General features: G+C 59.8%; 17 protein-coding genes. 9 read left to right on the forward strand and 8 right to left on the reverse strand.

The annotated features are described in order from the left end of the window. Positions 1-594: 594 nt before the first annotated feature. Positions 595-3,600, forward strand: coding sequence for a glycoside hydrolase family 127 protein (locus tag HDF16_RS03300; RefSeq protein ID WP_221312449.1), 3,006 nt, complete (start codon positions 595-597; stop codon positions 3,598-3,600). Between the two features lie 559 nt (positions 3,601-4,159). Further along, the gene (locus HDF16_RS03305) at positions 4,160-4,891 is read left to right on the forward strand and encodes a helix-turn-helix domain-containing protein (RefSeq protein WP_184213707.1); all 732 of its coding nucleotides are present in this window, start codon (positions 4,160-4,162) and stop codon (positions 4,889-4,891) included. 9 nt (positions 4,892-4,900) lie between these two features. Here the strand turns inward: HDF16_RS03305 and HDF16_RS03310 are convergent, their stop codons facing one another. The 3 genes from HDF16_RS03310 to HDF16_RS03320 are packed head-to-tail and all read right to left on the reverse strand — an operon-like array spanning position 4,901 to position 6,443. Then, positions 4,901-5,440: a hypothetical protein gene (locus HDF16_RS03310; RefSeq protein ID WP_184213708.1), complete on the reverse strand. Its 540-nt coding sequence runs from the start codon at positions 5,438-5,440 to the stop codon at positions 4,901-4,903. Further along, entirely contained in the window at positions 5,437-6,213 is a 777-nt protein-coding gene (locus HDF16_RS03315; RefSeq protein WP_184213709.1) for a hypothetical protein, read from the reverse strand. The genes HDF16_RS03310 and HDF16_RS03315 overlap by 4 nt, the downstream gene beginning before the upstream one ends. A gap of 50 nt (positions 6,214-6,263) precedes the next feature. Beyond that, complete coding sequence (locus HDF16_RS03320; RefSeq protein WP_184213710.1) at positions 6,264-6,443, reverse strand: hypothetical protein; 180 nt, start codon at positions 6,441-6,443, stop codon at positions 6,264-6,266. Between the two features lie 279 nt (positions 6,444-6,722). On the opposite strand from HDF16_RS03320, the gene HDF16_RS03325 reads away from it, so the two are divergent. After that, positions 6,723-7,550 carry a glycerophosphodiester phosphodiesterase gene (locus HDF16_RS03325; protein ID WP_184213711.1) on the forward strand — a complete coding sequence of 276 codons (828 nt, stop codon included), beginning with the start codon at positions 6,723-6,725 and terminating at the stop codon, positions 7,548-7,550. A 20-nt stretch (positions 7,551-7,570) separates the two neighbouring features. On the opposite strand, the gene HDF16_RS03330 is transcribed toward HDF16_RS03325, so the two are convergent. Then, positions 7,571-10,261 carry a glycoside hydrolase family 3 C-terminal domain-containing protein gene (locus tag HDF16_RS03330; protein WP_348641226.1) on the reverse strand — a complete coding sequence of 897 codons (2,691 nt, stop codon included), beginning with the start codon at positions 10,259-10,261 and terminating at the stop codon, positions 7,571-7,573. Positions 10,262-10,599: 338 nt separating this feature from the next. On the opposite strand from HDF16_RS03330, the gene sseA reads away from it, so the two are divergent. The 3 genes from sseA to bshA are packed head-to-tail and all read left to right on the forward strand — an operon-like array spanning position 10,600 to position 13,476. Further along, on the forward strand, positions 10,600-11,442 hold the full coding sequence (gene sseA / locus HDF16_RS03335) for a 3-mercaptopyruvate sulfurtransferase (protein WP_348641227.1): 843 nt from the start codon (positions 10,600-10,602) through the stop codon (positions 11,440-11,442). A gap of 4 nt (positions 11,443-11,446) precedes the next feature. Next, positions 11,447-12,319: a ChbG/HpnK family deacetylase gene (locus tag HDF16_RS03340; RefSeq protein ID WP_184213713.1), complete on the forward strand. Its 873-nt coding sequence runs from the start codon at positions 11,447-11,449 to the stop codon at positions 12,317-12,319. Continuing rightward, the gene (gene bshA, locus HDF16_RS03345) at positions 12,316-13,476 is read left to right on the forward strand and encodes an N-acetyl-alpha-D-glucosaminyl L-malate synthase BshA (protein WP_184213714.1); all 1,161 of its coding nucleotides are present in this window, start codon (positions 12,316-12,318) and stop codon (positions 13,474-13,476) included. Before HDF16_RS03340 ends, bshA begins: the two co-directional genes overlap by 4 nt. Here bshA and HDF16_RS03350 read toward each other — a convergent pair. Beyond that, positions 13,451-14,008 carry a TetR/AcrR family transcriptional regulator gene (locus HDF16_RS03350; RefSeq protein WP_184213715.1) on the reverse strand — a complete coding sequence of 186 codons (558 nt, stop codon included), beginning with the start codon at positions 14,006-14,008 and terminating at the stop codon, positions 13,451-13,453. The two genes, bshA and HDF16_RS03350, sit on opposite strands and share 26 nt — an antisense overlap. A gap of 146 nt (positions 14,009-14,154) precedes the next feature. Between HDF16_RS03350 and HDF16_RS03355 the strand changes: the two genes are divergently transcribed. Beyond that, the gene (locus tag HDF16_RS03355; RefSeq protein ID WP_184213716.1) at positions 14,155-15,276 is read left to right on the forward strand and encodes an alkene reductase; all 1,122 of its coding nucleotides are present in this window, start codon (positions 14,155-14,157) and stop codon (positions 15,274-15,276) included. 66 nt (positions 15,277-15,342) lie between these two features. Here the strand turns inward: HDF16_RS03355 and HDF16_RS03360 are convergent, their stop codons facing one another. After that, positions 15,343-16,743 carry a sensor histidine kinase gene (locus tag HDF16_RS03360; protein ID WP_348641228.1) on the reverse strand — a complete coding sequence of 467 codons (1,401 nt, stop codon included), beginning with the start codon at positions 16,741-16,743 and terminating at the stop codon, positions 15,343-15,345. 54 nt (positions 16,744-16,797) lie between these two features. Here HDF16_RS03360 and gmk point away from each other — a divergent pair, with 54 nt between their 5' ends. Together gmk and HDF16_RS03370 are read left to right on the forward strand one after the other, a co-directional pair. Further along, positions 16,798-17,484 carry a guanylate kinase gene (gmk, locus tag HDF16_RS03365; RefSeq protein ID WP_184213717.1) on the forward strand — a complete coding sequence of 229 codons (687 nt, stop codon included), beginning with the start codon at positions 16,798-16,800 and terminating at the stop codon, positions 17,482-17,484. Positions 17,485-17,594: 110 nt separating this feature from the next. Next, on the forward strand, positions 17,595-17,831 hold the full coding sequence (locus HDF16_RS03370; RefSeq protein WP_184213718.1) for a DNA-directed RNA polymerase subunit omega: 237 nt from the start codon (positions 17,595-17,597) through the stop codon (positions 17,829-17,831). A gap of 13 nt (positions 17,832-17,844) precedes the next feature. Here HDF16_RS03370 and HDF16_RS03375 read toward each other — a convergent pair whose 3' ends face one another. Further along, entirely contained in the window at positions 17,845-18,672 is an 828-nt protein-coding gene (locus tag HDF16_RS03375; RefSeq protein ID WP_184213719.1) for a DUF1868 domain-containing protein, read from the reverse strand. Positions 18,673-18,766: 94 nt separating this feature from the next. Next, entirely contained in the window at positions 18,767-22,285 is a 3,519-nt protein-coding gene (locus HDF16_RS03380) for a TonB-dependent receptor (protein ID WP_184213720.1), read from the reverse strand. Positions 22,286-22,354 lie beyond the last annotated feature (69 nt).

The raw sequence follows: 22,354 nt of genomic DNA on the forward strand, positions 1-22,354 counted from the left end.
CAGATTCGCGTCAGTTCGTCCTATCCCAGGATAGTATTTCTCCAAACCGTCGTTCAGGTGCCCGCTGCCCGTCACATCCCATGAGACGATGATCCTTCGGCGATTAGGCGAGCCAAGTCAAGGTCTTTTTCCCGGTGCTAGCGACGCAGCGAGCGGTCAATCTTCAATGAAGTATTCTTGCTAAAAGTATCGGCCTTCACGGTTGTCCAAGCGCTCGCGTATCTGCTGTTCGTTTAGACAATCGATTGTCTAAACGCAACTACTTCAGATCACAGAGGGCAAAGCATCGCTTCGGTCCATTCGAGACATCTATATCTACCGATTTCTGTGTGAGTGAGCTCCTTGGTTGCTTCAATTGGCTCGCTTGGCTAGCATTTGCCGGCAGGACGAACGGGCGGTGTGCATACTCGATGCGCGGTCCGTTAACTTTGAAAACCCATGGGTCAAATGGACCATTCGCGTTTCGACTCCAATGCCTACAATTTCTGTGCCTGTGTGGCGTGATGTCCTGGATCTTGAAAGTGTGAGGTTCACGTTTATCTTGATTGCAGAGGTCTCACCGCCGCTCCATACTTCACAGCAGATTGAGGGACCATGCTTCGCAACGAAGACCGGGATATATTCAGCCAAACTGTCTGCAACGCATCGCACGGCCCCCACGACCAATACCGAATCGATCAAACCAACAACGGAGACCCGAGTCACGTTATAGGCCGCCGCAGTTTCCTCACAGGCGTTGCGGGAGCGGCGATGCTGGCCCATGGAAACTCGACCAACGCCTTCACCCAGCCCTCCGCTAGTCGCGTCAACCTGGCAAAGATTGCGATACCATCCAGCCTCGTCGCCACCAGCGAGAACCGCATCTCCGCGGTCAACGACGGACAGACTCCCGCAAACTCTCGCGATCGGTCAAACAGCCTCTACGCTCTCAGGAAAGAGTCCCCGGACGAAGCCGCGCCATGGATCGACTACCAATGGAGCGCGCCCGTCGCCATCGACTCCGTCGATATCTATTGGGCTATCGACGCGCCCCGCGCCAAGGGCCTTCCGGGGACCGAATGGGCCACGCTCGTCGCGCCCTCGTCCTACGAGCTCCTCTACTGGAACGGAAGCGATTATGCTCCGGTGAAGAACGTCAAGGGACTCGGCACCGCAGCGGACCAGTTCAATTCGACCAGCTTCACCGAGATCAAGACCGACCGACTGCGGCTGCAGGTCAATCCCGAAGTAGAGAAGCCGGCGGGTGTGCTCGAGTGGCGCGTATATAACGCCGGTCCCGTGCCGGTGCTGCCTCCAGTGATTCATGCAGGGATCGATCGTTCCGTGATGATCGGCGGTCAGACCTACCTCGCCGGCAAGGCGATCTGGCTGGAGGATCGCCGAGAGAACGTCGCGCGGTGGTCCAAGGTCTCAGGCCCCGGCACAGTAACATTTGCCAAGGCAACGGCACCTGTTACAACGGCAAAGTTCTCTGCTCCCGGAGATTATGTCCTAGCGTTGATGGGTTCAGGCGGAGGCAGCGACCCGAAAGCGACCGTCCATGTCCACGCGGAGGCTCCACCACCGGCCGACCGCTTGGATGTCGTCTATACGCGTAAGTACAGCATCGACAGCCCGCTGTGGGGGGCGCGCGCGAAGACACTGATCGTCGACTGGATTCCCCACTGCATCGACTACTGCGAACGCACAGATATTCCCACAAACAAGGGCGATGGCGGAATCGACAACTTCGTCGAGGCAGCGAAGGCGAACCGCGGAGAAGCCCATGCCCCGCACAAGGGCTATGTCTTCTCAAACGCCTGGGTCCATCAGACCGTGGAGTCGATGTGCATCGCTCTGATGGTTGACGCCCAAGGCGATCAGGAGATCATCGCCTCTCAGCAGAAAATGAGCGCAACGCTGGAGCGCTGGATTCCGATCATCCTCGCCGCGCAGATGTCCGATGGCTATCTACAAACTGCCTTCATCCTTACCGACCGCAGCAAATGGCCGGAGCGCTGGTCGCCCGACCATCGCGGCAACCACGAAGGCTACGTGTCGGGCTACTTCATCGAGTCCGCCATCAATCACTACACCCTGACCGACGGCAAGGACCTCCGTCTCTATAACGCCGCAAAGAAATTGGCCGACTGTTGGGTTGCGAACCTCGGCCCCGGCAAGAAGGACTGGTTCGACGGCCACCAGGAGATGGAGCAGGCCCTCGTTCGCTTCGGCCGCTTCGTCAACGACCAGGAAGGCAATCATCGCGGAGACGCTTACATCGCTCTGGCGAAGTTTCTGCTCGACTCACGCCGTGGTGGCTCCGAGTACGATCAGAGCCACCTTCCCCCAGGACAGCAGTACGAGGCCGTTGGCCACGCCGTTCGCGCGACATACTTCTACTCCGGCATGGCGGACATCGCCGCCGAGACCGGCGACAAAGATTACCAGGGAGCGGTGTTGTCGCTGTGGGACAACATGGTGAACCGAAAGTACTATCTGACCGGCGGCATCGGGAGCGGAGAGACCTCAGAAGGCTTTGGCCCGAACTACTCGCTGCGCAACGCGGCTTACTGCGAGTCCTGCTCAAGTTGCGGCCTCGTCTTCTTCCAGTACAAGCTGAACCTTGCGTATCACGATGCGAAGTACGCCGATCTCTACGAGCAGACGATGTACAACGCTCTGCTGGGCGGCGTCGCGCTCGATGGCAAGAGCTTCTGCTACACCAATCCGCTGGTCAACACGCAGCGCGCGAAGTGGCACACCTGCCCCTGCTGCGTGGGCAACATCCCACGCACACTATTGATGATGCCCACTTGGTCCTACGTGAAGAGCAAGCAGGGCGTCTATGTGAACATGTTCGTCGGCAGCCGCATTCGCGTCGGCGAGATCGCCGGCACAAATGTCGAGATGGTGCAGAAGACGGAGTATCCGTGGAAGGGGGCGATCGCCATCACCGTCAATCCGGAGCAGCCCGCCACCTTTACCGTATTCGTCCGCATTCCAAATCGCAAGACGAGCAAGCTTTATACCGAGACCCCCGCGATCCGGGGCGTGAAGCGTTTCGCAGTCAACGGCAAGCAGATCACTCCGCATATCGAAAAGGGATACGCTGTAGTGACGCGCGAGTGGAACGCGGGCGACACGATCGAGTTTGAGCTTCCGCTGGAGCCCCAACGCGTCGTTGCTGACGATCGCATCAAGGCCGATCTTGGCACCGTTGCCCTAAAATACGGCCCGCTCGTCTATAACGTAGAGACTTCGGACAACCAGGAGATCGAACGCGAGCTTAGCGACGCTCCTCTGTCGATGGAGTGGAAACCCGACCTGCTCGGCGGAGTCATGGTGATGACCGGGAAGTGGAAAGACGGTTCGCCTATGGTTGCGATTCCGAACTATGCGCGAATGAACCGAGTGCCACCTCCGCAAGAATATCCGGGACGCGAAGACATTGACTACGCACCTGGATCCACGACCAACACTGCGAAGCTGAGCCGCCAGTCCACCAAAACCGCTGCGCCTTCGTCTCCGGCGATCGTCAACCCCAACGCTGGCGCTGGCGTAACTACCGGCACCCGTAAGCGCTCGGGGAACTTCATCGAATCAAAGGTATGGATCTAAGCAACTTTACTGTGTGACTGAAGGCGGCGCGTTGTCAGGGCGTGATCACAAGGCTCAGGGAGACCGTGTGTGTCAAGCCCGTCGACTGCGCGACGACCGAGTTACGCCCGATCACATCGCCAGCCCGCCCAGCCTCCAGACACACGTCACCGCCGACGATCCCGGAAAAGGGAGCAGCGGAACGCCAGGCAGAGACACTGCAAAGCCACCTGTCGTTCCATTCCTTCTCCGCTATGCTCTCGCACCCTTTGAAGTTCGAACCGGCTGCGAGAACAGATCGTCTCCCAGTTCGCTGAGGATAGGGGCTCTGCTTCCAATCTTGTTGCGTTTACACAATTCGCAAGGACGAGGCGCAGGATTTACAGGCAAATCGAAGCGGATATCGGCTTTGTCCAGCACCACATATTGGCCTCTTGCAGGTTCTTGTTGCTTATCAGCAACAGCTAGACGCCGTGGTATAGCATGACTCCTAAAGCACATTTTTTGGGACCGCCGGGCCCGTCGTCTTCCTTTTCAGGCCGTTCGCGTCAATTTTCATAGAGCACTGGGATAGAAATTCATGGAAGGTATCGGCGGCAAACTTCGGGCATCACGTCTTGCCTGGAAGCTCACACTGAGAGAGGTCGAACAGCGCACGCTGCGGCTCGCGCAGCAGTGGGGCAACCCGGCCTACCGGATCTCCGCCAGCTGGCTGGATCGCGTTGAGCGGGAGAACCGCGGCCTCTCCGCGACAAAACTCATCGTCCTCGCCAATATCTACAGCCTCACCCCGGATCAGATGCTCGGCATGTGCCCTACACCGGACACAACTTTTACACCGTCAGAAGACCTCTCAGTCCCCAACGCGACCCTGCTTGCGGAGGGCAATCTTGATACCTACGCGAAGGTCTGGTTGCCCGACACCCTCGTCACCGAGACCCCGGCCGAAGCGACCGCTCTCCTTCCGGCCGAGCAGGGTCTGCTACCCAGTCACTATCGGCGCGCGGTGATCGGAAGACAAGACCGAACCCTCGAACCCATGATCCGCGCTGGCTCCATCGTTCTCATTGACACGCAGAAGCGCTCCATCGCCACCCGTCGCGAATGGAACCACGAGTTCGATCGCCCTATCTACTTCCTCATGACGCGCGACGGCTATGTCTCTGGCTTTTGCGAGCTCGACAAAGAATCAGACTGGCTCACCGTTATACCGCACGCGCTCTCGTTCGAGTCCAACCGGCGCTTTCGATATCGCAAGGATATTGAAGTAGTTGGAACTGTGGTCGCTGCGGTCATCCGCCGCACCGAATGATTGCACCAGCTAGAGCGCCTGTTGCAGTTCGACGAACTCGGGCAGCTTTACACCTTCGTACAGCACCAGCAGGCTCCGTGTCATCAGGTAGTACGTAGCGACGGCACGCTGCGCATAGACAGGAAACTGCTCCCGCAGATGGCCGGTCGCTGAAGCCCCGCGAAGCCGTCCGATATGCCACTTAATCTCCCGCGCATTCAGGCGCAGCTCTTCGGAGAGTTGCAGCGCATCCGGATACCAGCGTTGCACATAAGTCGCCAAGTCGATCAGGACATCGCAGTTCTCCTCGAGAGCATCGAGCCCGTTCATCCCGCCAATCATCTCGAAGATGCGGTCCGGTTCGAGATGCGACTGCTCATCAGGCCGCTCGTCCAGCAGATCCAGGGCGACCTCGGCAAACTTCTCGCGATCGATCTGCCGGAGCCGTCCTAGCAGAATCCGCCACGCATTCGTAGAGGCTCTGCGGGCCCGCATGATGTAGTAGAGAGCTATCCCAATGAGCGTCGACACGAAGGCCCCCACGATAAAGAGAAAGACGATTTGCCTCATGATGCACTCGCCGTCGTGCGCAAGCTTCTTAGAACAAGTGCCGCCCGTTCCTGAAGGGCGCGAAGTTCTTCATGCAATTCAGAGGGCAGCTTGCGGGGAACTGGCTCTTCCATCGCGAGCGTCACAGACCAGTACGTAAGACAGATCAGATAGAGCCCTATCTGCGACTCGGAAAGCAGTCGGTGGATGTTGTCCGCGGGAAAGAACGTGTGGGCCGCGTCCATGAAGATGCCGTAGAGAGAATAAAGCCCCAGCCCTTGCGCAATCCTCGCAACGTGTGTGCGCCAAGGTAGACCCAGGGTGACCGAAAGTGCAATCATCGCAACAAAAATCTCGCTCATCAGTGCGGACGCGAACAGATCTCCGCGAATCACAATCGCCAGTCTCAGCGTCTTCGCTGGCGGAGCAGCCAACCATGCAAGCCCTGCCGCCAGAGCGACGCTGGTAGCGGCCAGCGCGATAAAACTCTTCCGGACATCAGGAGCCCAGGCTCCAAGTGGCTGGAAAACGTGCGTTGCCAACTCATAAGCGATAGCCAACTGGAGAGCAAGATCCACGAAAGCCAGCGTCCAGTACGTATAGAAGTACTCGCCCTTCGATCCATACCGTAGCGTGAAGAACAGCACGATCGTGCGAACGATATTCACGCAGATCAGCGTCGTGAAGACCGGAAAAGCTGACGCCCGGTTGCGAATAAGAAGCACGCCGAGCAGGATGCAATGCCCGAAGAAGGAGAGTGCCCAGAAGAGACGGTCGAGGCTCGAAAGATGCACTACGTCCTCCTCTAGGCACGATCACTTCAGCGTCAGTAAGTTTACGACAGTTAGAGAACCGCGAGTGAAGGAATAATCAAGGCGATAGCAACGATCGACTCACCTGTCGGCTGAGGGTCGCCACCGGTAACCGCGGACGGCGTAGGCAGCGTCCCGGCAAACATCTTCGTGGTTGGCGCAACGAGAAGGGCGATGGCAAGGGCGGACGAGGTGGCAATCTTTTTGAACAAGGTGAGTCTCCTTTTCAGCGCATCTGCGCTGGCCGGAGACTATGTGTCCCTGTCTCTTTTTCCTCTCGCTTACCTTGTTAGATTGCCTATGCGAAAACTGCCGTAAATACAGGCACTTATGCCCCGATAAACATCGATGAGTGGCTCACCGAAAGGCATGTCACCGTTCGTAGAGTTTGCCAATAGGCAACAAAAGCCCTCGCCACGATCGCGAGGGGAGGTTACTGATTTAGTTCTAATGAAGTTTCATAGCGCAAGGTGTAGGTTGGTGGAGACGAAATGCTAACTTTTAGAACTCTTTTACTCTGTTCCGCCACCACTGCCCTCTACGCGCAACAACCGGCCCCACCCCAGTCGCACCACCAGCAGCCTGTCGTGTGCGCGCACCGTGGATGGCTCTCGCCCTCACAGGTTGAGAACAGCCTGCCCGTCATGGAGAAGACAGCCCAAGCCGGCGTTGCCATGATTGAGTTCGACCTGCGTCGAAGCAGCGATGGGCGGCTCTATCTCCTCCATGACGCCACGCTGGACCGGACCACCGACGCCGCCGGGCCAGTCCTGTCCAAGTCTGCGGCAGAGCTCAGACAAGTCCACCTCCGCGGACCGGAGACTGGGCGTCTCGTGGAGGCAATCCCAACCTTCGATCAGTTCTTAGTTTGGGCGCAACACCATCAGATTGAGCTAATGGTGGACCTGAAGGATGCCCCGTCGGCCCAGGTCGTTTCGGAGTTGAAACGATACGGACTTCTCAATCGCGCGATCCTGCTTACCTTCGACGAGGCAACAGCTCAGGCGGCACTTGCCTCTGATCCTCAGGTACGAGTCTCAATCCTCACCAAGACTCAATCCGAGGTGGACCAGGCAATTCAGACCGCAGGTCAACACCCTATAGACCTTTACCTGCCCCGCACCGGCGAACCTGCCTTGTTTCAGTACGCTCACCAGCGAGGGCAGAAGATCATTACGGACCTGATGGAAGGCCCCGACCTGCAGTTCGCTGCAAACGGCGAGGATGTCTACCGGGAGTATCTGAAAGATCGCCCGGTAGACATCCTCGTCTCCAACCACCCTGAAGCGCTTCGACGAACGCTTAGCAATCCGCGCTGAACCTTCAAAGCAAGCCCTGGCTACTTCGGCAGCGTCATCGTCCCGTTCATTGTGAAGGAGACTTCAGACTTGCTCGTTGTCTCGCCGGGTTGAGCGCCGCCGATGCTTAGCTTGTACGAACCCGCCAGGATCGAACGTGCTCCCGCATCGTCTACGCTCGAGAACGACCGTGCTGGAATCTCGACAGCCACATTTTGGCTCTCGCCCGGTGCAAGATGCACGCGCTTGAAGCCAGCCAGCGAGTGAATAGGGCCGCCCTTCTGCGGCGTCTTCACATACGCCTCGACTACCTCGTCGCCAGCAACGCCTCCGCTGTTGGTGACAGCTACGGTCGCTGTAACCGGATCGCCAGCTTTGACTGAAGCGGAAGACAACTGCACCGGCCCATACTTGAACGTCGTATAGCTTAGACCATATCCAAAGCCCCACAGCGGCTTGCCCGAGTAGTAGCGATACGTCCGGTTCTTCAGCGTGTAGTCGGCAAACGCGGGAAGGTCATCAACCGAAGCATAAAAGGTAAGCGGCAGCCTTCCCGCAGGATTGTTCTCGCCCGCCAGCGTCTGCGCAATCGCAGTGCCCCCCTCGACGCCCGGGTACCACGCCTGGATCACCGCCGCAGCGTGCTCCTTCGCCCACGTCATCGCCAGTGCGCTCCCAGTCAATGACACGACGATCACTGGTTTGCCCGTCGCCGCCACCGCCTCCAGCAAATCCTGCTGCGACTTCGGAAGCGCGATGCTGGTGCGATCGCCGCCATTGAACCCATCCATCTTTACCGGCATCTCCTCGCCTTCAAGCTGCGGCGAAAGCCCGACGAACGCGACGACCACATCAGAGGCATTCGCTGCAGCCACAGCCTCCTGCAGCTGACCACTCGCCGGAGCCTCCCAGCGCAGCGTCGTGCCTCCGCCAGCCAGGTCGCCGGAGTGGCTGTACTTCATCTCGAAGGCATGCGGCTTTGTATCTTCAAACGTCATCTCGATGCGAAGCGGCTTCGGCCCCTTCATAATCGGTGGCGCAGAGGGCGACGCTCCTGGTGCCATCTTGAAGTTGCCCATGTCTAGCTTGCTGCCGGTCATGCTGCCTTCACCCAACACCTTGCCATCCACTGCAAAGCTGTACACCTCATTGGGAGAGTAGGGAAAGCCTTCGCCGCCCTGCACAACAAACGTGTACTTACCTGGAGCCGGCACACTCAGCATTCCCGTCCAGCGCACGGAGTAGTCGTGCGTCTGAATTTCCGGAACCGGAGCTGCATCCCGCCAGTCATGTTGAATGTCCTTCTCGATCCGCTCTACTACCGGCCGTCCCGTCCAATCGGCATCGGCGAAGTATTCTGTCTTAAGACCTTCACCGAAGACCGTGCGTGGCACCGGCACGCTGAAACCAGTAGCCAATGTCGCTCCCTGCGCGTAGTGAATTGCTGCGCCAGGAAACTGCTTCATGATGCCGTCCACCGGATACACCGCATTCACCGAAACGCCGTTGTAGTTGCCCTCCAGAGAGGTCAGCAGCGCAGCCGTCGGACCAACCACGGCAATCGACTGCGTCTCCCTCTTCAGCGGAAGAGCCCCGGTGTTCTTCAGCAGCACCATCGTCTCCTGCGCAGCCTTCAGCGCCACCTCGCGATGAGGCTCAGACGCGGTCTCCGTAAAAGGAATCTTGTCGTTCGGGTTCATCCCCGGCTTATCAAACATGCCAAGCTGAAAGCGCGCCGTATAGAGCCGCTCCGCCGCCTGCGTCAGCAGATCCTCCGAGACCACATTCTGCTTCACCGCATCCGCCAGCGTGTTGAAGCCCGGAGCCCAGATGCTGCACGAAAGGTCCGTCCCCGCCTTGATCGAGATCACCGCTGCGTGCAGGATATCCGGGGCATTGTGATGCCCGTTCGTCACGTCCATGATCGCCGCGCAGTCTGACACAACAAATCCCTTGAAGCCCCACGCATCGCGCAGATGCTCCTTCAGCAGCATCGTGTTCGCGCATGCCGACATGCCGTCAACCGCGTTATACGCACACATCACCGACTTCACATGGCCATCGATCACCGTCGTACGAAACGCCGGCAGATAAGTCTCCTCCAGGTCGCGCGGGCTCACATCCACGTTGGCCGTATGTCGTGTCGACTCCGGCCCACTATGCACGGCAAAGTGCTTGCTCGTCGCAACCGCCTTCGGGTGGTCAGGGTCGTCGCCCTGAACGCCCTCAATGAAAGCAACGCCCATCTTGCCGGTCAGGAACGGGTCTTCGCCGTATGTCTCCTGCCCGCGTCCCCAGCGCGGATCGCGAAAGATATTGATGTTCGGCGACCAGAAGGTGAGCCCATAGAAGATGCGATGATTGTTCTCGCGCTGTGCCTGGTTGAACTTCGACCGGCCCTCGGTCGAGATGATGTCACCCACTCTATGCAACAACGCCGGGTCCCACGTCGCTCCCATGCCTATCGCCTGCGGAAAAACGGTCGCGTAGCCGGAGTTCGCCACGCCGTGCAGCGCTTCGCTCCACGTCTGGTAGTCAGGAACCCCGAGCCGCGGAATCGCCGTCGCCCAGTCCTCAAGCTGCGCAGCCTTCTCCTCGACCGTCATGCGCGAGACGATATCGTGCGCTCGCACCGCAGCGGGCTGTGAGGCATCCTGATAGACAGCGGGCGTCGTCTGCGCCAGCATCGAACCTGAGAGAAGAAGAGCACCCACCACGAACGTTCGCGTCACTTGTCTGACTCCTTGAACCTGCTTGAGATCGAATCCCCTGGACTTCAAAACGCCATCCTTGCATTCGCCAGCCGACAATCGATGAAGTAAATCGATTTCGCAGGGCGATTCTGTAAGCATCTGGAAGGCGCACCCACTATAAGTCCGGGCCACTGGAATGTGCAAGCCACTCGCCGGGTGGAACTGTGTCAGTGCAGCCTGACCCACCACGTTTGCTACGATAAGCGACAGAGGCAAACCTGTTTCGAAGCCGCCGCGATGCGAGTCGATTCGCGGCAAAGATCGCAATCCCTGCCGGGCATCGTATGCTCTGCCGCCTCCCTCGAAAAGAGCGCACCGTGAATTACCTCGTCTCTCCGGCTTGGCTCAAGGAACACCTCTCCGCCTCGGATATCATCGTCCTCGACGCTTCACTTCCCCTCGTTGGCGTCACTCCCGTGGTCGATGTCCACGCCCGTTATCTCGAAGCCCACATCCCCGGCGCTGTCTTCTTCGACATCGAAGCCCTCTCCGATCACGAAACCTCCCTGCCCCACATGCTGCCGTCGCCCGAAGCCTTCGCCCTCAGCATGGCGGCTCTTGGCGTCAGCAGCACGGCACATCTCGTCGTCTACGAGCAGCAGCCCGTCTTCTCCGCGCCTCGGGCCTGGTGGACGCTCCGCGCCTTTGGCGCAAAGCGCGTCTCCATGCTCGATGGCGGACTGCCTGCGTGGATCTCCTCCGGCGGCCCAACCGAGCCAGGCTCCGTGCATCGTTCGGCCGCGCAATTCACCGCCGTGCTCGATCCCATCGCTGTCAAAGATCTCGCGTCGATCAAAGACCTCTTGGCCTCTCACGCTCAGGTCGTCGACGCCCGCTCCGCAGCCCGCTTCAACGGCACCGCCCCGGAGCCACGCCCCGGCTTGCGCTCCGGCCACATGCCCGGCGCAACCAGTCTCCCCTTCGGCGAACTGGTGCAGGATGGCCGCCTCCGACCACGCGAAGAACTACGCTCCGCCTTCGAGCAACGCGGCCTCGACCTGAACCGACCCATCACCACCACCTGCGGCTCCGGCGTAACCGCCTCTGTCCTCGCTCTCGCGCTTGAACTCGCAGGCGCAGACGACATCAGCCTCTACGACGGTTCATGGGCCGAGTACGCCTCCCAGCCCGATGCAGAGATCATGGGGACCCAAGCCTGATCCGATGCCGACCCGCCTCATCATCAACGCCGATGACTTCGGCCTCACGCCCGGCGTCAACCGCGCCATCGCCGAACTTCACCAGGCAGGCGCGCTCACCTCAGCCACGCTCATGGCCAACGGCACAGCCTTCGACGACGCCGTCGCCATCGCCCACGCCAACCCAACACTCGGCGTAGGCTGCCACGTCGTTCTCACCGACGGCGACCCCGTCTCGCAGCCCGAATCGATCCCTTCGCTGCTGGGCCCAAATTCAGGCCTAGATCGCCGTTCACTCCGCCCAAAGCTTCTCGACTTCGTTCGCGATCTCGTCCTCGGTCGCATCAGCGAGCTCGACATAGAGCGCGAAGCCACGGCGCAGATTCGCAAGCTGCAGCACGCCGGCATCGCCGTCACGCACATCGACACCCACAAACACACCCACATGTTCCCGCAGGTCACGCGTCCTCTGCTCCGGGTCGCGGAAGCCCATGGCATTCGCGCTATCCGCCATCCGTTCGAAGCGCGATGGAGCTGGTCGCTCGGCCACGGCGGCGTCTCACGCCGTATCCAGATGAAGATCCTCGATCAGCTTCGGCAGCCCTTCAACGCGCAACCTGAAATACTCTTCGAAGAGGTCCGCTCCACAACCGGTAGCATCGGCATCTCTGCCACCGGCGACCTGGATCAGCAAACGCTCGTTCAAATCATGGCAAAGTTACCCGAAGGCACCTGGGAGCTCGTCTGCCACCCCGGCTACAACGACACTGACCTCGACGGTATCTCAACCCGCCTGCGTAGCCACCGCAAGATAGAGTACGATGCCCTGCTTGCGGTCATCCCTGAAATACTCTCGCACCCAAACCCGCCCGCGCTCATCCACTATGGGTACCTATGAAGATCGGCATCACCTGCTATCCCACTTACGGCGGCTCGGGCGTCGTCGCCACCGAGCTCGGTATCGAGCTCGCCGCGCGCGGCCATGAGATCCACTTCATCACCTCCTCGCAGCCCTTCCGCCTCACCGGCCGCGAGGCCAACATCTTCTTCCACGAAGTCGCGGTCTATCAGTACCCGCTCTTCGAGCACCCCCCCTACGACCTGGCCCTCGCCACTCGCATGGCCGAGGTCGCCGAGTTCTACTCGCTCGATCTCCTCCACGTCCACTACGCCATTCCGCACTCGGTCAGCGCCCTGCTCGCCCGCCAGATGCTCGCCGCCCGCGGCAAACACCTGCCCTTCATCACTACGCTGCACGGCACGGACATCACCCTCGTAGGTCTCGACCGCTCTTACTTGCCCATCACCCGCTTCGGCATTATGGAGTCCGACGGCGTCACCGCCATCTCCAGCTATCTCCGCGATCGCACCCGTGAGGCCTTCGACATCCACTCCGAGATCGAAGTCATCCATAACTTCGTCAACTGCGACGTCTACGTCCGCAATCCCGACCTCGTCGCCGAGATGCGCCCCCGCTATGCCGCGTCCAACGAAAAGCTGATCGTCCACCTCTCCAACTTCCGCCCGGTCAAGCGCGTCACCGACGTCGTCGAAGTCTTCGCCCGCATCGCCAAGGAAGTCCCCTCACGCCTGCTGCTCATCGGCGATGGCCCCGACCGCTCCGCCGCCGAATACCTCGCCATGCGCCATGGCGTTCAAGACCGCATCCACTTTCTCGGCAAACAGGACAACGTGAACGAACTTCTCCCGCTAGCCGACCTCATGATCATGCCCTCCGAGATGGAGTCCTTCGGCCTCGCAGCGCTCGAAGCCATGGCCTGCGGTGTTCCCGCCATCGCCACCCGCGTAGGTGGCGTCGCGGAGCTGATCGACGACGGCGTCACCGGCCGCCTCTTCGAAGTTGGCGACGTTGAAGGCATGGCCGCCGCCGCCATCGGGCTACTCAAAGACCGCATCGACCTAAGCACCATGGCCCACGCCGCCCGCCGTACCGCGCAGGACCGCTTCTGCGCTACTCGCATCATTCCGCTTTATGAGGAGTACTACCAGCGCGTGATCGACCGCACCGCTAAAGCTCCCGCAGAACTCCCATAAAGTTCTCGATCCTGCGCGAGCCTGTCGCGTTACCTACAAGGTTCTGGTCGATGCTGATCCCGGAGAAGTAAGTCATCGCCATCTCCGCGATAAAACTCGCGTCTCCTCGCGCGGCCGCCGCTTCTATGTTCTCCACCAGCAATCGTTTGATCGGCGTCATACTCCTCGCCACAATCGCCCGCGCCTCATCCGGCAGCACCGCAAGCTCTCGCATCGAACTCACAGAAAAGCAGCCCTTCTGCCCCGGCCAGCAGCTCAAAGCCATGCGCAGATAGCTCTCTACATTGGCCCAGCCCTTCGGCTCTTGGGCCAGAACGTCAATCAGCCCACTTGTCTCGAGATATCGTTTCAATGCGGCTAAGAACAAGTCTTCTTTGTCCTTGAACTCCGTATAAAGCCCCGAACGGTTTACTCCGGTCGCTGTCTCCAGATCGGCCAGCGTGGTGTCCGAAAACCCATGCTTCCAAAAGACCGGGATCGCCTTATCCAGCACCTCTTCGCGGTTGAAGTTCTTTGGGCGGCCCGTTCTCATAAAATTCATTATCGGCTTTTGCACTGTCCGGTGCAATAATGGCGTCGCCGGCTGCGGCCTCCTAACTTTTGCATCTTCCTAGACTTTTGAACCATCTAGTTCATAACTACTGCTGAGAATCAGAGAAGCAGCACGGAGGCAAGAAAATGAGCAACACCAGCAAGCTCTTCACTCCCGTCGACTTTGGCCCCACGCACCTGAAGCATCGCGTCGTCATGGCGCCCCTCACCCGCTCTCGCTCCACCCAGCCCGACGCAGTCCCCGGCGATCTCATGGCCGAATACTACGAACAGCGCGCCTCAGAGGGAGGTCTCATCATCGGCGAAGCCACTAACATCTCGCTCGCCAGCCGTGGCTGGTACGGCGCTCCCGGCCTCTTCACCGATGCGCAGGTCGAAGGCTGGAAGAAGGTTCTCGCTCGCGTCCGCGCCAAGGGCGGCAAGATGTTCGCGCAACTCTGGCACACCGGCCGCGCCTCCCATATCAGTAACAATGGCGGAGTCCACCCCGTCTCTGCCTCCGTCAATCCGGAGTACTGGCAGGACGAGACGAAGCTCACCTCCACACCGGACGGCTGGGTCAAGCCCTCGCCGCACCGCGCTCTTGAAGTCTCCGAGATCAAATCCATCATTGAGGACTACCGCGCCGCCGCTAAACGCGCGATGGATGCCGGCTTCGACGGCGTCGAGCTTCACGCAGCCAACGGCTACCTCGTCGACCAGTTCCTGCAGGACAACAGCAACCACCGCACAGATGAGTACGGCGGCTCCATTCCGAACCGCGCACGTCTCTTGCTCGAGGTCGTCCCTGCTCTAATTTCAGTCTGGGGAGCTGACCGCGTCGCCGTCCGCATTGGCCCCGGCGGCAAGTGGAACAACATGGACGACAGCAATCCTGATGCCCTCTTCAGCTACGTCGCCGAGCAACTCAACCAGTTCGGCCTCGCCTACCTTCACGTCGTCGAACCCCGCGTCAGGGGAAACATCGTGGTTGGTGGTGACGACCAACCCCCAATTGGCGCGGAGCGCCTGCGCAAGATCTTCAAAGGAAAGATCATCGCCGCCGGAGGCTTCGAGCCCGATACCGCCGAAAAGATCATCGCCGCCGGTGATGCTGATGCTGTGGCCTTCGGTCGCCACTTCATCTCAAACCCCGACCTGCCCGCACGCATCCAGCAGGGCCTGCCACTAACCGACTACGACCGCGGCACCTTCTACACCTTTGAAGCAAAGGGGTACACCGACTACACACCCTACGCTTCAAAATAACTCACTTCGTGAGCTCTGGTAACTCATCCATGCGCAGTTTCATCGCGCATGGGTGGGACGTAGGACTTATCCCCGCGAGATCGCCTTCATGGCTGCTCCCCATCCCACCTGCGCTACCGCCCCGAGCTCCGCCCACGGCCCCGCGCCCGAATCCAGAATCGGCATGAGCAGCACCACCTTGGTCCCACGCCCCGGCCGGCTCTCGATCGACACCTCGGCCTCTTGCCCGTAGAGCACCTCCATCCGCTCTCTCACGTTCCGCATGCCAATCCCCGTTCCTGGCCGCACCAGTCCACTCACGGGCGAGGCGGAGGCACTCTCCGGCGCCATACCCACGCCATCGTCTTCCACTTCGATCTCAAGCCGCCCATCAATAATCCGACTGCGCAACGTCACCGTTCCCCCATTGATCCGCGGTTCCAGCCCATGCTTGATGCTGTTCTCGATCAATGGCTGTAGAAGCATGCTGGGGACGACGATGTTGAGCGTCTCCTCAGAAATCTCCTTCACCACCCGCAGTTTCGATCCAAACCGGACCACCTCGATCGCCAGATAGTCGTCGGTAAAGGCAAGCTCCTCGCTGAACGGGACGAACGCCTCACGGTCTTTGAGCAACACGCGCAGGATGTTCGCCAGCTTCACGATCATCTCCCGAGCAAGCTCCGGCTGCGATCGCACCAGCGATGTGATTGAGTTCAGCGTGTTGAAAAGAAAATGCGGATTGATCTGCCGCTGCAGCGCATCCAGCCGAGCCTCCAGCAGCAACCTTCCCTGCTCTTCGAGCTGCCGCTCAATCCGGATCGCATTCCAGATCTTCAACGGTATGCCCACGACTACCGGAGCCGAGGCGCAGATCGCCAGCTCGATTAACCATGAGTCCGCATACAGATCGAAGAAGTGTCGCGGATAGAATCTGGCAAACAGGCTGATGGCAAACTGCATCGCCGTGATCAGGACCAGAAGAATGATCTGCCGATCGAAGTGCGGCCGCCTCACATTGCGCTTGAACCACCGATAGATGCTTAGATCGATCAACGGCGAAAAAAGCCAGATGTCGTTCTCATCCACAAAGGCGCTGAAGCTTCCCGCCACTGCGGCCACCAGCAGATTTACCGGCAACGCCCAGTACTCGTGGTGCAACACCGCGGGTAAGGCCATTGCGGCACCGCCTAGTGCGGCGTAGGCCGGCCCAAGGAGCAGACCCAGCAGAATCGTCGCTTCGAAGCTGATGTCAGCCGCCAGGAAGTTCGGCACCGTCACCCTCACCCACACGCCGAGCATCAGCGGTACGCAGATCATCGCCGTAAGCTTCAGCGTCTGCCGAGGCTTCCTGTCCTTCTGCAACAGCAGGCGCTTGAAGCGGACAGACCTCGCAAGCGAGCTCGACACCGCAGCCGCGACACCCAGTTCAATCAGCAGCGTGATGAGGATTAGCTTGGGATCGACCGCGTTGGCAAGATGGGTCACACATTTACTGTAATGCCTGAGTTCTTCGCCAGCGGTTACACTTAATCCGATCCCATGGCAGGCATACTCTTCATCATCTCGGCACCCTCAGGCTCTGGTAAGTCGACGCTGGTCAGCCAGTTGCTCACCCTCGTCGAAGGCATCGAGTTCTCCATCTCCTATACCACCCGCGCGCCCCGCGGCTCGGAGACGAATGGCCGCGAGTATCACTTCACCACCCGCGAAGAATTTCTTCGCATGGTCGACGCGGGCGAGTTCCTGGAATGGGCAGAGGTCTTCGGCAACTTCTACGGCACCGCCGCCTCGGCCCTCGCGCACGCCAGCGAACGGGGCAAAGACCTGCTGCTGGACATCGACGTCCAGGGCGCGCTCCAGGTAATGAAGAAGCTTCCAGCAGCCGTCTCCATCTTCATCCTTCCGCCCAGTCCGGAGGTGCTTGAATTGCGCCTTCGCAACCGCAGCCAGGCAGAGCATATGACCATCGAAGCGGTCATCGAGCGCCGCCTGACCGAAGCCCGCGAAGAGCTCAAGCAACTCGAGCACTACCGTTACGCTCTGGTCAACGATGTTCTCGATCAGGCTGCCACTGAACTCCGCGCTATAGTGCTTAGCGAACGCATCATCGCCGCAGGAGAGCAACCTCAAGCCGCAGATACTGACGCGGCGACAGCATCCACCTGCCTGACCGCAGCTCCCTCGCCTCGGCTTGAAGCTGCTCTCACAACCTTTTACAACTCCTGATCCCGTTTCAGTTACGTGCCATACTCCGTCGTCGCACCTGCCCAGTAATGCTGGAATTGCCTTGGCTATTCCTTCGCGGTGAGTTACCCTCTCCGCACGGGGTGAAAAGCATGACGATTGAGAGTGCCTTCCACAACAAATACAGCCTGGTCAAAGGTGTTGCACGCCGCGCCCGTCAACTGCAGTCTGGGGCGCCCGCGCTCGGCGTCTCAAAGTCGATGAAGGCTTGTCGCGTCGCGCAGGACGAGATCCGCTCCGGTGCCGTCTCCTACGTTGTGACCCAGAAGGGCAGCCACATCCCGGCCGCGCCCGGAGATCACATCTCCGAACCAGACGACCACGTCTAACAAATAGCAACGGCTAAGCCTGCAACAGTGTTTTGATCTCGAATCGAAACATGTCTTCGAAGGTGCAGAACTCGGGCACTCCGAGTTCTAGGACCGGGGCCGTTGCGATGATGGCTGGAATGTGATGCTCCAGGACAGCTTGGTACTGCCTCTGTTCCTTTTGGGTGAAAGGGGCAACCTGGTAGGCCAGGGTCATGTGGAAGGCATAGTTCGCGTGGTCTTTCAGCCTGAACCGATACACCTCTGAGAGTCGATCGCGCAGGGTCCGCAGCTTGTGGTTCTCCACCTCGTCGGCCGGCGAGAGCCGAAGCGTGCAGGCGCGGCCATAGCCGAACGTATGCGGACCATTCACTCTCACGCGAATCGGAAGCTGGCACTCTGTATCAAAGCTCTTCATACGCTCGCCAATAATGCGATTACATTCGGCGATCGGAGCATCACGCGGAATATCCGACGGCCAGTTCTCAGCCGTGCGGCCCTGGTCGTTCGTCCCTGGGAACACGGTCATGTGGTAACTCTCGCTGGGAAGCATGCCGAGCTTGTGGATGAAGGGACTTTTGCGAAGCGCGTCACCCAGCGCCGTGATCGCATCGCGGGTGTGGCTCTGCTGTGGCAGATGGCAGATTACGGTGTTGCCCGCAAACCCCCGGCGGCGGCCATCGGGATAGAACTTGAGCACCGTATCCCGCGTGGGAATGGCGCTGTCCGAGTCATGATCCTCAGTCGCCTGCGGCCGGGCAGGCTCCGCAATCAGCGAAACGGGGAGCGCCCCAGCCAGCGAGGCGGCTGCGGAGCTGAGCAGAAAGTTGCGACGGCTTTGGAGTTGTGTGTCACGAGGCATGAGAGGTCCTTTATTCATGAGGCTTTGAAACAGGACGACCCGCGTCACTAAAGACAGGGCCACGGTCGTCCCGTTTGCGAGGTTTCGGTTTGAGTTAGAAAGCGAGACGAAGAGCCAGTTGCACCTGCCGCGACGGGAAGACGCTGGTGCTTCCGCTGAAGGTGCCGAAGCTGGCGTTCGGGCTCAGCACTCCCGCAGCGCTCTCCGTACCGATGTTGGCGCTTGGGCTGATGTAGTTCGTCGAGTTCAACACATTGAAAGCCTCAATACGGAACTCCAGCGTCTGGCGGTCGGTCAGCAGAGTGAACTTCTTGTGCGCCGCCAGGTCGAACTGCGCGAATGCAGGCCCGCGCAGATTATTGCGGCCAGCGTTGCCGAAGAGCTGCGCTCCCGTCGGTCCAGAGACCGCCGTAGAATTGAGATAGCCGCCAAGAGCGCTCTTCGACTTCGTCAGCGTACCCCCGTAGACCGCGCCCGCAGTCGTGACGAGATTGGGTCGCAGCGCATACACCGAGCTCGTTGTAGATACGACTTGATTCGTGTTCGCCGTGTACGTCAGGTCGATCGGCACACCGCTGGTGACGATGTTGATGCCCGTCAGTTGCCAGCCGCCCAGCAACTCCTGCTGCCATGCCGGCGCGCTCGATCCATACCTGCGTCCATGTCCGAAGGGAAGGTCAGCGATCACCGAGGTCGTATCGTTCAGCGGCTGGTCATAGCCCGAAGGCCCGCGATCCCCGGCTGGGTTGGCGATGTTCGTCACAGCGCCATCACCGTTGTTCGCCTCCAGATCTGCAGAGGAGTTATTGATGCCCCGCGACCAGGTGAACGAGTTGATCAGGAACAGTCCGTTCTTGAAGCGCCGCTCCAGCTTCGTCTGCAGCGAGTTGTAGACCAGGAACCCCGCGTTGGTCTCGGTAAGAATATCCGTGAAGTTCTGGATTGGACGCCGGTTGAGCAGCGATGCCGTTCCCGTCGAGACACACGCTCCACCGGAGATCTCCGCCGCCGTGCACAACCGTGCCTGGTTCGTATCTTCGAGAGTGGCAATATGCACCGCATGGTTGCCAACGTATGAGACCTCAAGCGTGGCGTCCTTCGGCAACTGCTGCTGCACCGAAACATGATAAGCCTGCACGTAGCCGTTCTTGAAGTCCTTCGGCGTGTACCGCGTCTGCGCGCGCGTCGTCGTGAAGTTGCTCGGCCCGGCGAAGTTAGTCTGGTACCCATCCTGGGTGCGACGGAAGCAGGTAGTAGGGTCCTGAGTAAGCGCAGTGCAGATTCTCTGGCTCGGCGTCTGATTCACCGGCAGCGTTGCGGAGTAGTTGTCCGGCCCGTTGTACGCAAGCAGACCTTCGCCGCCGAAGCGGAAGAGATACGCATAGCTGATGCCATAGCCGCCGCGAACCACGGTCCCGGGGAGAGCCTGATAAGCAAGTCCGAGGCGCGGTCCGAAATCCTTATAGTCCGGATTCACCAGTGCCCGGTCCGCCAAGGAGCTGCCGCCCTCGTAGTGCAGCTTAAAGACATGGCCGACCGCATCGCTGCTTACGTCCGTGCCTGTACCGGCGTGCAGCAACTGCTGATTTACAGGATCGAAGTTGAGCAGCTTGTTGTCCTGCTCGAAGTTCGGCGACATGAACTCATACCGCAGTCCCGCGTTGACCGTGAGCTTGGGTAGCACCTTCCAGTCGTCCTGCACATAGCCCATGTGCCAGAAGCGCTTGTAGTTCACCTCATTCACAGCGTTGAGCGAATAGTTGTTACGCGCACCGAAGAGGAAGTCGGCAAGATTAGCCGCCTGCGGCGTCGTCGTCTTACCGGCCGAACTGAACTGACCGGAGTACACGTCCGACCCGAACTTCGGATGGAAGTCCGAGATAGCCTGCGCGAGCCATCCATACTCATAACCCACCTTCAAGCTGTGGTGGCCTTTGATCCAGGTGTAGTTCACCTTCGGATTCGCCTGCGTGGGGTTCGTGAACTGCGGACTGGTCGCCTGCTCTCCAAAGGCGGTAAAGCCCGTCACCGTTTGCGTGTTCAGGCCGCCCGTATAGCTGGGGTCTTGCGGAACGTTTGGAACGCCCACAAGGAAGTTGGTCTGCCCAAGATACGCTGGACTCTTGCCGCTCTCCGTCCAGGTCTGTCCAAACCGAAGTTCAAGGATCGAGCTCGGCGTCACGGTCCAGTTATATCCCGCGGCAATCTGTCGCGTCCGCGCAAAAAGCGTCCCGTTGTTGTTGCCGCCGGCCGGACCGGCAAAGTTCGGCGGCTGGAAGAACTGCACCGCACGCTGGCTATAACGGAAGAAGCCGTTCTGCGCTGCATTCAGATTGAAGTCGACACGGGCGTCTCCCTTGTCGTCCTTCGTCGTGCTGGCGGGTAGGTACTGGTAGTTATTGGCGGTAAGCGCGGCACCCGGAATGTTTGGCGTGGGTAGCACCTTGAACACGGCAAGCGCAACCGGGTCGATGTTCGGATCGCTCAACGGAACCTGGCCGTTTGCATAAACAGTCCCCGTATAGGGATTCTTCACCGGCACGGGAGCGCCTGCCGCTGTGCCATCGGCTGTGAAGAGGCCAGTCAACTCCGTGGCTGTCGGCAGAATCGCGGTCGTCAGAAGATGTGCAATCGAACGAAGACCTTCATAGTCGACGAAGAAGAACGCCTTGTCTCGCAGGATCGGCCCGCCAAAGGTTCCGCCGAACTGGTTCTGCACCAGCGTCGGCTTCACACCTGTGCCGACGAAGGGGCCAAAGGCATTCAGGTCCGTGTTGCGAAGGTAGTCATACGCACCGCCGTGAAATGCGTTGCTTCCGCTTCGAGTCGTCGCATTGATGATCGCGCCACCCGCTCGTCCGTACTCCGCCGAATAGTTATCGGTCTGGACCTTGAACTCCTGGATCGCGTCCGGCGACGGAATCACAGCCTCGTTCGAGTAACCCTGGTTCGCCTCCTGGTAAGCATTGTTGTCGATGCCGTCCAGCTCGAAGTTATTCGACTGCGAGGTGAGGCCGTTGGCGTTGTACGAGGCATCGCGCGGCGGGTTCGACGCCACCGTACCCAGAAGCGACTTACGTACTCCGGGCACCAGCACCGACAGATCAGCATACGATCGCCCGTTGAGTGGCAACGTAACCGCCTCCGCCGTCTGCACCGTCTCGCCGCGGTCGCTGGTCTCGGTCTCAAGCTGGCTCGCCGCGTCCGACACCGTCACGCTCTCGCTGTTGGAGCCCAACTTCAGCGTCAGTCCCACGCGTTGTCGCGACCCCACCGTCACCGTGAACGGATCGGTGGTCGACGTCGAAAACCCCGGGGCCGATACCGTCAGGGTGTACTCGCCCGCCTGCACACTATCGAACTCGTAGTCGCCATTCCCATCCGTCTGGCGAACCACCTTCAAGCCCTTCGACAGGTTCAGCAGTTGCACCGTCGCCGCCACGATATTCGACCCCGAAGGGTCTTTGATCGTGCCCAGCACCGCGCCTGCGTCAAACTGCGCGTGCAGACCCGTCACCCCTGCAATCAGGAACAGGGCCAGCAGCAACAACCTTGCAGGCAATCGCAGAAAGAACGTGGAAGAGGACGAAGGATTTGTGCAGCAAGGGTTCATGGCGAGGTGGTCTCCAGATTTGGCTGTGATGACTCGAACTCTAGCCAGCAGCTGGAGATAGACCTAAGC

It is taken from the genome of Granulicella aggregans (assembly GCF_014203275.1).
GTDB lineage: Bacteria > Acidobacteriota > Terriglobia > Terriglobales > Acidobacteriaceae > Edaphobacter.